The following is a 13971-nucleotide window of genomic DNA, read 5'->3' on the forward strand; positions in this document are numbered from 1 at the left end:
CCGCTTTCGCGAGCAAGCCCGCTCCCACGGGGGGGCACCATGAGGTCAAAATCCTGTGTTTGCTGGTCGAAAGCCTCGGTTTAGACGGCCTAGTATTAAAGTATTAACACCATTTAATCAGTGCCCCATGGCGGGGCGTCTACTAGCTTTGTCCCCAATCAACGGTTTTGTGATGACCGTCGCAGTCTTGATTCGCGTGTGGAATAAGCACGGCTGCACGCCTTCAAGGAAGAAATTGGCCACGACAAGGAGTAGCCCGTGGAAGCAAGGTTCGGTGTCGCCCTCGTTTCGCGTTTTTCCCCTCTTTCCCTTGCTGTGCACCTGAGCGTTGCCGGCCTTCTGTTCGGCGGGGTCAGCGAGCAGGCGCTCGCGACCTGCTCGGCGGCGGGCTCGACGATTACGTGTACGGGTGTTCCGACCCTGCCGCTGTTTCTCAATGACTACAGCAGCGCCACCAGCGGCCTGACGGTCAACGTCGCCAACGGCGCGCAGATGAACGCGACCCTTGGCGGCAAGGTGATCAACCTGACCGGGGCCAATATCAACCTGAACAACTCCGGCACCCTCGACCCGGCCTTACTGGGCCTGGTCTCGATCCTCAGTGGCGGCGCATTCATCGGCACCGGCGCGACCAGCACGGTGAGCATCGTCAACAACACCACCGGGCTCATTCGCGGTACCGGCATGCTGCTCGGCCTCAACCTGACCAGCATCGATGGGCTGGGGATTGCCGTGAACAACTCGGTGTCGGGCACTACGACCATCACCAACGACGGTACGATTACCTCGACCGGGCTGTCGGTCGGCGGTATCACCCTGGCCGATACGCCAGTGGTCGGGGTGTATGGCGGTTCGCAAGTCAACATGACCAACAGCGCCAGCGGTACGATCAACGGCCGGGTCGCGTTCGAGACGTCGGTGGCGGGCAACACCTTCACCAACGCCGGCAACATCACTGGCGGCGTGTCGATGGGCGCGGGCAGTACCAACACCTTTTACGCGATCACCGGTTCGAGCGTTAACGTCGGTGACGGCGTGCAAGTGACCGTCGGCCTCGGTGGCCTGATCGGCGTCAACCTGACTTTCGCTCCGACCGGGACCATCGATGGTGGTGCGAGCGGTACCAACAGCCTGATCCTGCAAAACCCGATCGGCCTCGGCGGCGGCACCACCGGCACCGGCACCGCGTCGAGCTCGACCTACGTCAACTTCAACAACCTGACCCTCAATAGCGGCACCTGGACTTTGCAGGGGCCGTTGGTCAGTGGCGCAACCACCCTCAACGGCGGTGTTGCGCAGTTCAACAACAACGCCACGTTTGGCAGCGGTGTGATCACTTCCAACGGCGGGATCATTCAAGCCAGCAACGCCGGTCTGAACCTCGGCAACCTGATCTCGCTCGGCGCCGGCGGCCTGACCGTGCAAGGCATCAACGGCTCGACCCTGAGTGGAGTGATCTCCGGCAGCGGCGGCCTGACCAAGATTGGCAGCGGCCAGTTGAACCTCAACGGCATCAACACCTACACCGGCAACACCGTTCTCAACGGTGGCGTGGTGGCGGTGGGTAACAACTCGGCATTCAGCACTGGCGGCATTACCATCGGCGGCTCTTCCAGCTTGTCGACGTCGGGACCGATTTCGCTGAGCAATGCGCTGACCCTCAACAGCACCCTGACCGCGACCGGCACCGGTGCACTGACCCTTGGCGGGTTGATCAGCGGCGCCGCCAACCTGACCAAAACCGGCAGCGGCAGTCTGACCCTCAACGGCGCCAACACCGGTTTCAGCGGGATTACCACCCTGAGCGCCGGCACCTTGCGTGTCGGCAACAACAACGCATTGGGTACCGGCGTACTCAACACCAGCACCGGCACCAGCCTCGACAGCACCGCCAACGTGACACTGGCCAATAACGTCGGGATCACTGGCGCGCTGAACGTGCTCGGCAGCAATGCCTTGACCCTGGCCGGCATCGTCTCCGGCACCGGCGGCATTACCAAGAGTGGCAGCGCCAGCCTGACCCTGACCGGCAACAACACCAACAGCGGTACCACCACGCTCAATGGCGGTACTTTGCTGGTAGGCAGTAACACCGCCCTCGGCACGGGTGCGTTGAACGCAGCGGCTGGCACTACGCTGGATGCAACGACTGCGGTGACGTTGGCCAACGCTGTGGCGCTGGCGGCGGATCTGACCATTGGCGGCACGCAGGCATTGGGCCTGAGCGGCGTCATCAGCGGCGCCGGCAATCTGATCAAGAACGGCACCGCGAACCTGACCCTCAGCGGCAACAACACGTTTGCCGGCGGCACTGCGCTCAATGCCGGTACGCTGATCGTCGGCTCCAACACCGCGCTCGGCACCGGCGCACTGACCACGGCGGCGGATACCACCCTCGACGCCAGCACCGCTGTGGCGCTGAGCAACGCTGTCGCCCTCGGTGGCAATCTGAACGTCGCCGGCAACGCCAACCTGACCCTCGGTGGCGTCGTCAGCGGCAGCGGCGGTTTGACCAAGAACGGCGCGGCCAACCTGATTCTCAACGGTGCCAACACGTTCAGCGGTGGCACCACCCTCAATGCCGGCACCCTGACCGTCGGCAATGCCGCGGCACTGGGCAGCGGTAGCCTGACCGTCGCCAACGCCGCGACCCTCGACAGCAACACCTCGGTCATCCTGAACAACAACGTCGCGCTCAACGGCAACCTGGCCATCGGCGGCAGCAACGGCATGATCCTCGGTGGCGTGCTCAGCGGCGCCAGTCAGTTGATCAAGAACGGCACCGCCAACCTGACCCTGAACGGCGTCAATACCTTCACCGGTGGCACGGCGCTCAATGCCGGCAGCCTGACCGTTGGCAACGGCGCGGCACTCGGCACCGGCACGCTGACCGTCGGTGGTGCGGGCGCAACACTCAACAGCAGCGCCAACGTGACGCTGAACAACGCGATTGCGTTGAACTCCAACCTCACCGCCGGCGGCGCCAACCCGCTGACTCTCGGCGGCGTGATCAGTGGTGGCAGCAACCTGATCAAGACCGGCGCCTCGACCCTGTCCCTGACCGGCAACAACACCTACACCGGCGCTACGTCGTTGAATGCCGGGACACTGATCGTCGGCTCCAACACCGCCCTCGGCACCGGCGTGCTCAACGCCGGCAACAACACCACGCTGGACGCCAGCACCGCGACGAGCCTGGCCAACAACGTCAATCTCGGTGGCAACGTGACCATCGGCGGCAGCAACGCGCTGACCCTCGCGGGTGTGGTCTCCGGTGTCGGTGGCTTGACCAAAAGCGGTCCCGCCGACCTGATTCTCAACGGCGCCAACACTTACTTCGGCAACACCGCGTTGAACGTCGGCAAATTGATCGTCGGCAGCAACACCGCGCTGGGCAGCGGTGCATTGAACGCGGCGGCCGGCACCACGCTGGATACCAACACTGCCGTTACTCTGGGCAATCAGGTCAACCTGGCCGGTGCTATGAACATCGGCGGCAGTGCGGATCTGACCCTTACCGGCACCGTCGCCGGAGCTGGCAGCCTGGTGAAAAACGGTGCGGCCAACCTGAACCTCAACGGCACCAACACCTACATCGGCGGCACCACACTCAACGCCGGTACGGTAACCGTCGGCAACAGTTCGGCGCTGGGCACCGGTGCCTTGACGGTTGGCGGCGCGGCGACGCTGGACAGCAGTTCGCCGCTGGCCAGTCTGGCTAACGCAGTCGTGCTCAATGCGGCACTTGGCGTCGGCGGCACCCAAGACCTGACCCTCGGCGGCGTGATCAGCGGCGCCGGTCAGTTGATCAAGAACGGCGCGGCCAACCTGACCGTCAACGGCACCAACACCTACAGTGGCGGCACCACGCTCAATGCCGGTACGCTGACACTGGGCTCGGCCTCTGCACTGGGCAGTGGCGGCCTGACCGTCGGCGGTGCTTCGACGCTGGATACCAGCACCGGCATGACCGTCGGCAACAACATCACCCTCAACGCCGGCCTGACCCTGGCCGGCAGCAACACCCTGAACCTCAGCGGTGTGATTGATGGCGCCGGCAGCCTGACCAAGGATGGCTTTGGCGATCTGACGCTCAGCGGCAACAACACCTTCACTGGCGCGCTGAACATCGCTTCCGGCAGCGTCACCACCGTGAGCAGCGGGGCGCTGGGCAACACCTCCGGCGCCAACATCAGCGCCGGTGCCAATCTCTATCTCAACAGCAGCGCCAGCCTCGACGGGCTGAGCGGCAGCGGCAGTGTGCAGATCGCCGGCGGTAATACTCTGACCGTCGGCGGTGTGAGCAATACCAGCACCTTCGACGGCGACCTCGGTGGCAGCGGTGCCCTGACCAAAGTCGGTACCGGGACGTTGAACCTCACCGGCAGCAGCGGCATCACCGGCAATACCAACGTTAACGCAGGTACGCTGAATCTCACCGGTTCGCTGGCCAGCACCCAGCTCAACATCAACAACGGCGCCACCCTCACAGGCACCGGTTCGGCGCTTGGTTTCATCACCATCAACAGCGGCGGTCATCTGGCGTTGTCCTCGGGCAATACCTTGTCCACCTCGTCGCTGATCCTCACCGCCAACAGTAATGTCGACGCGAGCCTTGCAACGCCATCGACCAGCTCGCTGATGAACATCGGCGGCAACCTGACCCTCGACGGCAATCTCAATGTCACCGATGCCGGCGGGTTCGGTGTCGGTGTTTATCGCTTGTTCAACTACATCGGTGCGCTGACCGACAACGGCCTGACCGTGGCCGGTGTGCCGGTGGGTTACGGCCTCGGCGACATACTCGTGCAGACCCTGGGTAATCAGGTCAACCTGATCGTGTCGGCGCCGAATACCAACCTGCGTTTCTGGGACGGCAGCCAGACCATCCCCAACGGTACGGTGGATGGCGGCACTGGCACGTGGAATGCCGGCGGCACCAACTGGACCAACTCCAACGGCACGCTGAACCAGACCTGGGCCGGCGACTTCGCAGTCTTCCAGGGCACGGCCGGCACCGTGTCGGTCAACGGCACGCAACTGTTCACCGGCATGCAATTCCTCACCGACGGCTACAACGTGGTCAATGGCACGTCAGGGCTGCTCACCGCCGTCAATGGCAGCGGTGGCACCACGGCGATGCGCGTTGATCCGGGCGTGACCGCCACCGTCGGCGTGAACATCGACGGCAGCGGCATCCTCAACAAACTCGACGCCGGCACTCTGGTGCTCAACGGGGCCAACACCTACACCGGAGGCACCCAACTGGATGGCGGCACGCTGGTGGTCGGCAGCAATACCGCGCTGGGCACTGGCGCGTTGATCGCCAATGCGGGTACGCAACTGGACAGCAACACCGCCGTGACACTGGCCAACGCGGCCACCCTGAACGGCAACCTGACCGTGCTCGGCAGCAATGCGCTGACCCTCAACGGTGTCATTTCCGGCACAGGCGGCTTGATCAAGAACGGTTCGGCCAGCCTGACCCTCGGCGGCAACAACGCCTTCCTCGGGCCGGTGGCACTGAACGCGGGCGGTCTGATTCTGGCGTCGAACAGCGCGCTGGGCTCGGCCACCCTAAACGCGGCGAATGGCACCACACTGGATGCCAACGGCGCCTTTACGGCGGGTAATGCGATCAACTTGGCGGGCAACCTCGGCATCGTCGGCAGCAACGACCTGACACTCAGCGGCGCCATCAACGGCGCCGGCAGCCTGACCAAGAACGGCGCGGCCAACCTGATCCTGAGCGGCGCCAACAACTTCCTCGGCGGCATCACCCTCAATGCCGGCACCCTGACCGCCGGCAGCAACGGCGCCCTCGGTCTGGGTAACCTGACCGTGGCCGGTGCCTCGGCACTGGACAGCAACAGTGCGGTGTCCCTCGGCAACAACGTGGTACTCAACGCCAACCTGACCAACACCGGCACCAGCGACGTAGCCCTCAGCGGCGTCGTCAGCGGCGCGGGCGGCCTGATCAAGAACGGCGCCTCCAACCTGACCCTCAACGGCATCAACACCTACAGCGGCGGCACCACGCTGAACGCCGGCACCGTGACCCTCGGCACCTCGTCAGGCCTGGGCTCCGGCGCGTTGACCGTGGCGGGTGCTTCGACCCTCGACACCACGGCGCCTCTGGTACTGGCCAATAACCTCAACGTCAATGCCAATCTCAGCGTGGCGGGCAACAACAACCTGACCCTGGGTGGCGTGATCGCCGGGGCAGGTACCCTGACCAAGAACGGTCTGGCCGACCTGACGCTGTCCGGCAACAACACTTTCAGCGGCACCTTCGATGTGCAGTCTGGCAGCCTGACCACGCTGGGCAACTCGGCACTGGGCAGCAACGCCGGAGTCAATCTCGGCGCTGCGGCGACTCTCAACCTTGGCGGTTCGGGCAGCCTTGCCAGCCTGACCGGCAGCGGCACCGCACTGATCGGCGGCGGCAACACGCTGAGCATCGGCGGTAACAACGCCAGCAGCATTTTCGACGGCGTGCTCACCGGAACCGGCGAGTTGAACAAACTCGGCACCGGTACGCTGACGCTGACCGGCATCAACAGCCTGACCGGCAACACCACGGTCAATGCCGGCACCTTGAACGTCAACGGCTCGCTGGACAGCGCCAGTGTGCTAGTCAACAACGGCGGCACGCTGGGTGGCAGCGGCTCGCTCGGCGGAGCCGTTACGGTGGCTGATGGTGGTCATCTGGCCGGTGCTACTGGCAGCACCCTGTCGGTGAATTCGCTGGTGTTCAACGCCAACTCGAACTTCGATGTCGGCCTCGGCGCTCCGGTCTCCGGTGGCGGCAATGCGCTGGTCAATGTCGGCGGTAATCTGACCCTCGACGGCACCCTCAACGTCAGCGACATCGGTGGTTTTGGCAGCGGCGTGTATCGCCTGATCAACTACACCGGCGGCCTGACCGACAACGGCATGCTGATCGGCACGGTGCCGGGCAGCGTCACCCCGGGTGATCTGACCCTGCAAACCGCGCTGGCCAACCAGATCAACCTATTGGTCACCGCACCGGGCGTCACCGTGCAGTTCTGGGACGGCAACCAACTGGTGGCCAACGGTTCGGTCGATGGCGGCAGCGGTACCTGGGGCACCGGCACCACCAACTGGACCGACGTCAACGGCACCACCAATCAGGCCTGGACCAACAACTTCGCGGTGTTCCAGGGCACGCCGGGCACGGTCACCGTCAACGGCGCGCAAACCATCACCGGCATGCAGTTCGTCACCGATGGCTACAGCCTGCAGAACGGCACGGCGGGTTCGCTGAACCTGGTCAACGGTTCGCTGGGTAACGCCACGGTGCGCGTCGATCCGAACGCCACCGCGACCCTCGGCGTAGCGCTCAACGGCGCCGGCACCCTGGGCAAGTACGACACCGGTACGCTGGTGCTCAACGCCGCCAACGGCTACACCGGCGGCACCGCGCTCAACGGCGGCAAGATCGTCGTCGGCAATAACTCGGCGCTCGGTACCGGCGTGTTGACGGCTGCGGCCGGCACGGCACTGGACAGCAACGCGGCGGTCAGCCTCGCCAACAATGTGGTGCTCAATGGCGGCCTGAGCGTCGCCGGCAGCAACGCCTTGACCCTCGACGGCGTAGTCAGCGGCGCAGGCAGCCTGATCAAGGCCGGCGCATCGAGCCTGACCCTCAACGGCAGCAACACCTATAGCGGCGGCACTCAGCTCGCTGGCGGCACGCTGGTGCTGGGTAACAACAGCGCAATCAGCAGCGGCGCACTGAGCGTGACCGGCAACGGCACCCTCGACAGCACCTCGGCGGCGCAACTGGCCAACGCGATCAACCTCGGCTCGCAACTGACCCTGGCCGGCAACCAGAACACCACGCTGCTTGGCGCTGTCACTGGCACCGGCAGCCTGGTGAAAAACGGCAGCGGCAGCCTGCTGCTCAGCGGCGCCAACACTTACAGCGGGGGCACCACGCTGAACGGCGGCAGCACTACCGGCGACACCAGCAGCCTGCAAGGCGCCATCGTCAACAACGCGGCGCTGACCTTCGCGCAGAACGCCGATGGCAGCTACACCGGCAACCTCACCGGCGCCGGCACGCTGACCAAAACCGGCACCGGCCAGTTGCTGCTGACTGGCAATAACACCTTCACCGGGAACACCTCGGTGCAGGCTGGCAACCTGCTCGTCAATGGCGTACTCAACAGCGCCAACGTCAGCGTCGCCAGCGGCGCGAAAATCGGTGGCAGCGGGCAACTGGGCGGCAACGTGCAACTGGCCAGCGGTGCAACGCTGACCGGTGGCGGCACGGCCACACCGCTGTCGGTCGGCGCGCTGACGTTGTCCTCGGGCACTAATCTGGACTTCAGTCTCGGCTCGGCCGCCAGTTCCACCACGGTGGTCAACGTCGCCGGCAACCTGACCCTCGACGGCACGCTGAACATCAGCAACGCCGGCGGCTTCGGCACCGGGGTCTATCAACTGTTCCGCTACGGCGGCAGCCTGACCGACAACGGTCTGGTCTACGGCAGCCTGCCGGTCTCGGCAGCCAACCTGACCCTGCAAACCGCGATTGCCAATCAGGTCAACCTGCTGGTGCAGGGCACACCGGGTGAAGTGCAGTTCTGGAACGGTGGCACCACCAACCCTGACGGCAGCATCGGCGGCGGCAGTGGCGTGTGGGGGCCAGGGACCAACTGGACCGATCCAAGCGGCACTCAAGCGTTGGCTAACAATGGTCAGTTCGCCGTGTTCGGCGGTCAGGCCGGCACCGTCACCGTGCTGGGCAATCAGAACTTCACCGGCCTGCAGTTCCTCACCAGCGGCTATAGCCTGGTGCCGGGGGCTGGCGGGACGTTGACGCCGGTCAACGGTGCCGGCGGTAGCCTGGCGCCGGTGCGGGTCAATGCCGGGGGCAGCGCAGAAATCGATGTGCCGCTGATCGGCACCGGAGGTATCGAGAAACTTGACGCCGGTACTCTGATTCTCACTGGCGCCAACACCTACAGCGGTGGCACCACGGTCAGCGGCGGTACGCTGATCGGTAACACCACCAGTCTGCAAGGCAACATCACCGACAACGCTACGCTGGTGTTCCAGCAAAATGCCAATGGCCAGTTCAATGGCATCCTGAGCGGCACCGGGGAGCTGGCCAAACGCGGCACTGGCACCTTGTTGCTTACTGGTAATCAACCGTTCAGCGGCACCGTGTCCGTCGATCAAGGCGCGCTGCAAGTCGGCAGCCGTGGAGCGCGGGCTTCGCTGGGCGGGCAGGTCACCGTCGCCAACGGCGCAGGCCTGAGCGGTAATGGCAGCGTCGGTTCGGTGGTCAACCACGGTGTGGTGGCTTCCGGTGGTGCCGACGGCACCTTGAGCGTGGCCGGCAACCTGACCAACGCGGCGGACGGTGTGCTGGCGCTGACGGTCAGTTCGCCAACCGCCACACCACTGGCAGTGGGTGGCACGGCGGCGCTGGGTGGCGGTCTGGTGGTCAACAGCCTTGCGCCGTTCACCGGCAACACCACTTACTCGCTGATCACCGCGGGTGGCGGCGTGACCGGCACCTTCAGTGCGGCCGATCTGCCGCAGTACGCGTTCCTCAGCAGCTCGCTGGTCTATGGTGCCGATTCGGTCACCCTGGCCGTGAGCCGCAACGGCAACTCGTTCGCCGACGTCGCGGCCACCGGCAACCAGCGCGGTGCCGCCACGGCACTGACCAATAACGGGGCGGCCGGCGCGGCGCTGCAGAACCAGATCGTCAACCTCAGTGTGGCCGGTGCGCGTAACGCCTTCGACAGCCTGTCTGGCGAAATCCACGCCAGCACCGCAAGCGCCATGCTTGAGGATTCGCGCTTCATCCGCGAAGCGGTCAATGACCGCATGCGTCAGCCGTCGTGCAGCGCCTCGGACGACCCACGCAGAACCCTGGCACCGAGCGATACGCAACTGAGCAGCAACGGTTGCCACGGGGAAATGGTCGGCTGGATTCGGGCCATCGGTGCATGGGGTGACATGGGCGGCGACAGCAACACGGCGAAAGTCGATCGCAACCTCGGCGGTTTCATGCTCGGCACCGACAAGGCGCTGGACGATACCTGGCGTGCCGGGATGGCGGCCGGCTACACCCGCAGCAACCTCAACGCACATGATCGCAACTCCGATGCGAAGGTCGACAGCTACCACCTGGCGGGTTATCTGAACTCGCAGTTCGATGCACTGGCCGTGCGTCTCGGCGCGGCTTACAGCTGGCACAGCATCGAAACCAAACGCGATGTCAGCGTCGGCAGCTACAACGATCGCCTGAAGGCCGATTACGACGCGCGCAGTGCTCAGGTGTTCGGTGAAGTGGGCTACGCGATCAGCGCCGCAGGCGTCGCCATCGAACCGTTCGCCGGTCTGGCTTACGTCAACTACGACAGCGACACCGCCAAGGAAAAAGGCGGAGTGGGGCGCTTGAAGGCCGACGCCGATCAGGACATCACCTACTCGACCCTCGGTGTGCGCATCGGCAAGTTGGTGACCCTGGCCAACGGCAGCCAACTGACGCCACGTGCGGCCATCGGCTGGCGTCATGCCTACGGCGACACCAAGCCTGACGCCGACCTGACCTTCATCGACGGCGGCGCCTCGTTCAGCACCCAAGGTGTGCCGATTGCCAAGGACAGCGCACTGCTCGAAGCCGGCATCGACTTCCAGGTCACCCCGACCGGCAAGCTGGGCATCGGTTACTCGGGTCAGGTGTCGAGCGACAACAACGACAGCGCGTTCAACATCAGCTTCAGTCAAAGCTTCTGAATCATGGTCGAAGTACTTTAGCCGCCCGAAAGGGCGGTTTTTTTTTGCCGGGCGTAATAGAGCGGCTTTTATCGGTCCGGCGATGAAGTGGTGGCGACCGGTCGATCGCTTTCGCGAGCAAGCCCGCTCCCACCATTGGAATGCGTTCCCCCTGTGGGAGCGGGCTTGCTCGCGAAGGGGCCATGACATTCAGCGCAAAAATCTGCCAGCTCGCGCTCTGCTAGAATTCGCCCCATTCCCTGCCAGAGACTCTCCCATGAGCGAGCCGATTCGTCTGACCCAATACAGCCACGGTGCCGGTTGTGGCTGCAAGATTTCCCCGCAGGTGCTGGAAGTGATTCTGGCCGGTAGCGGTGCGCAAAACCTCGATCCGAAACTCTGGGTCGGCAATGCTTCGCGTGATGACGCGGCGGTGTACGAGATCGATGCCGAGCGCGGTGTGGTATCGACCACTGACTTCTTCATGCCGATTGTCGACGACCCGTTCGATTTCGGCCGGATAGCCGCGACCAACGCGATCAGCGACATCTATGCGATGGGCGGCGATCCGTTGATGGCGATCGCAATCCTTGGCTGGCCGGTCAATGTACTGGCGCCGGAAGTGGCGCGGGAAGTGATTCGCGGCGGTCGAGCCGTGTGTGACGCCGCCGGCATTCCGCTGGCCGGTGGGCATTCGATCGATGCGCCGGAGCCGATCTTCGGTCTGGCCGTGACCGGGCTGGTCGAAAAACGCCACATGAAACGCAACGACACGGCGACCGCCGGCTGCCTGTTGTACCTGACCAAACCGCTGGGCATCGGCATCCTCACCACCGCCGAAAAGAAGGGCAAACTGCGCCCCGATGACGTCGGCGTGGCCCGCGACTGGATGTGCACCCTGAACAAACCCGGCAGCCGTTTCGGCAAACTCGCCGGCGTCACTGCGATGACCGACGTCACCGGTTTCGGCTTGCTCGGGCATCTGGTGGAAATGGCCGACGGCAGCCACCTGACTGCGCGTATCGGCTACAACCATGTGCCGCGTCTGGACAGCGTCGAGTACTACCTCGAACAGGGCTGCGTGCCCGGCGGCACCTTGCGCAACTTCGACAGCTATTCAAGCAAGCTCGGCCGTCTGCAGGAGTTGCACAAACGCGTGCTGTGCGACCCGCAGACCAGTGGCGGCCTGCTGATTGCGGTCACCCCTGAAGGCAACGCCGAGTTCCTCGCGGTCGCCGCCGAACTGGGCTTGAACCTGGCGCCGATCGGCGAACTGGTCGAACGACAGACCCACGCAGTCGAGGTGATTTGATGTCACGCGACTGCACCGATTACCGCGACATTTTCCTCAACGACCGGCCGATGATGGACGCCCGTGCGCCGGTCGAGTTTCACAAAGGCGCGTTCCCCGGTGTGGTGAATCTGCCGCTGATGAACGACATCGAACGGCAGAAGGTTGGCACCTGCTACAAGCAACACGGCCAGCAGGCTGCCATCGAACTGGGCCAGCAGTTGGTGTCTGGCACGGTGAAGGCCGAGCGCATTCAGGCCTGGGCCGATTTCGCCCGGGCCCATCCTGATGGATACCTCTATTGTTTTCGTGGCGGCTTGCGCTCGCAGATCACTCAACAGTGGCTGCGCGACGAGGCCGGTATCGACTATCCGCGTGTCGGTGGCGGTTACAAGGCCATGCGTAACTTTCTGATCGACACCCTTGAGCAGGGCCTCGCCCAGTGTGATTTCGTGTTGTTGGGTGGCATGACCGGCACCGGCAAGACTGAGGTGCTGGTGCAGTTGCGCAACGGCCTGGATCTGGAAGGCCACGCCAATCATCGGGGCTCCAGTTTCGGCAAACGCGCCACCGGGCAACCGTCGAACATCGATTTTGAAAACCGTCTGGCCATCGACATCCTCAAGAAGCGCGATGTCGGTATCGAGCAGTTCGTGCTGGAAGACGAGAGTCGGGTGGTCGGCAGTTGTGCGCTGCCGTTGCCGCTGTATCAGGGCATGCAGCAGTACCCGATGGTCTGGCTGGAAGACAGTTTTGAGGATCGGGTCGAGCGGATCCTGCGTGATTACGTGGTGGACCTTTCAGCCGAGTTTTCCACAGTGCATGGCGAAGACGGCTTCGATTTGTTTTCCGAGCGTTTGCTGGAAAGCCTGAACAATGTGCAGAAGCGGCTTGGTGGCGAGCGGCATCGGCGATTGCTGTTTTTGATGGAGGACGCGCTGGCCGAGCAGGCAGGTCGCGGGGCGGTGGATCTGCACCGTGGCTGGATCGAAGGGCTACTGCGTGAGTATTACGACCCGATGTATGCGTTCCAGCGTGAGAAGAAGGGCGGGCGGATCGAGTTTGCCGGGGAGCAGGGGGCGGTGCTGGAGTATCTGCGCGAGCGGGTGAATCAGCGGATTTGAGGGTGTCTGGGCGGGCCTCTTCGCGAGCAAGCCCGCTCCCACACTGGATCTTCACGGGGCAGGCATCCCCTGTGGGAGCGGGCTTGCTCGCGAAAGGGTCGGCACAGGCACCGCAGGCCTCAAGTCGGGCAGGTAACCTTGCCGTTATCCAGCCCCTGCTTGTAGCTGTGGCTCTGCAAGCTGGCCTTGCCGTTGTGCCAGGTCAGGGTCAGCACATACAGCGAATCGAAGTCGCCGGCCGCCCAGTCGTCGGTGATGGTCTGCTTTTCGCCGACCGCCTTGCCCGCGACCTTGTTGATCAGCTCCGGCAGGTAGCCGTGCGACCACGCGGTATAGATCGTTGAGTTGTGGTACTTGTCTTCGGTCAATTCACGCGCCAGGTCGCTGGTGTCGTTGGCCGAGAACTCGATGTTCACCGGCAGGCCGAGCTTGATCGCGGCGGGGCTGATGGTCATCAGGGGGCGGATATAGCTGTAGGAGTTGTCCTGCTCACCTTCCTCGACATTGCGCGTCGGGTTGGCGGCGAACACGTAATCGGCCTTGCCGAATTTTTCCGGCAGCAGGGTCGACAGCTCGATCGCCCGGTTCAGGCCCTGGCAGTTCAACTGGCCGAGACCGCCGGCGGGTTTTTCCGCGTGGCGCAGGAAGACCAGGGTCTGGGTGCCGTCTACCGGTTGGGCGCGAATCTGGCTCGATTCCAGCGACAGGAGCAACGCACTGACTGCCAGCAGGGCGGGCAGAGCCACATAAGCACGATGTTTGAAGCGTTTGGCGAAACGCATAAGGTTCGTCATG

4 protein-coding genes are annotated in these 13971 nt (G+C 64.0%); 3 read left to right on the forward strand and 1 reads right to left on the reverse strand.

Annotated elements, in window-relative coordinates; translation table 11 throughout:
* The first annotated feature begins 258 nt into the window (after nucleotides 1-258).
* The 3 genes from AC0J41_RS08185 to mnmH all read left to right on the forward strand — a co-directional run bounded on the left by AC0J41_RS08185 (nucleotide 259) and on the right by mnmH (nucleotide 13176).
* On the forward strand, nucleotides 259-10782 hold the full coding sequence (locus AC0J41_RS08185) for an autotransporter-associated beta strand repeat-containing protein (protein WP_473015115.1): 10524 nt from the start codon (nucleotides 259-261) through the stop codon (nucleotides 10780-10782).
* 256 nt (nucleotides 10783-11038) lie between these two features.
* Nucleotides 11039-12073, forward strand: coding sequence for a selenide, water dikinase SelD (gene selD, locus AC0J41_RS08190; protein WP_025108869.1), 1035 nt, complete (start codon nucleotides 11039-11041; stop codon nucleotides 12071-12073).
* Nucleotides 12073-13176: a tRNA 2-selenouridine(34) synthase MnmH gene (gene mnmH, locus AC0J41_RS08195; RefSeq protein WP_473015116.1), complete on the forward strand. Its 1104-nt coding sequence runs from the start codon at nucleotides 12073-12075 to the stop codon at nucleotides 13174-13176. Before selD ends, mnmH begins: the two co-directional genes overlap by 1 nt.
* A 119-nt stretch (nucleotides 13177-13295) precedes the next feature.
* Here mnmH and AC0J41_RS08200 read toward each other — a convergent pair whose 3' ends face one another.
* Nucleotides 13296-13970: a hypothetical protein gene (locus tag AC0J41_RS08200; RefSeq protein WP_025108871.1), complete on the reverse strand. Its 675-nt coding sequence runs from the start codon at nucleotides 13968-13970 to the stop codon at nucleotides 13296-13298.
* Nucleotide 13971: the final 1 nt, after the last annotated feature.

It is taken from the genome of Pseudomonas sp. Arb-4-2C, assembly GCF_055755015.1.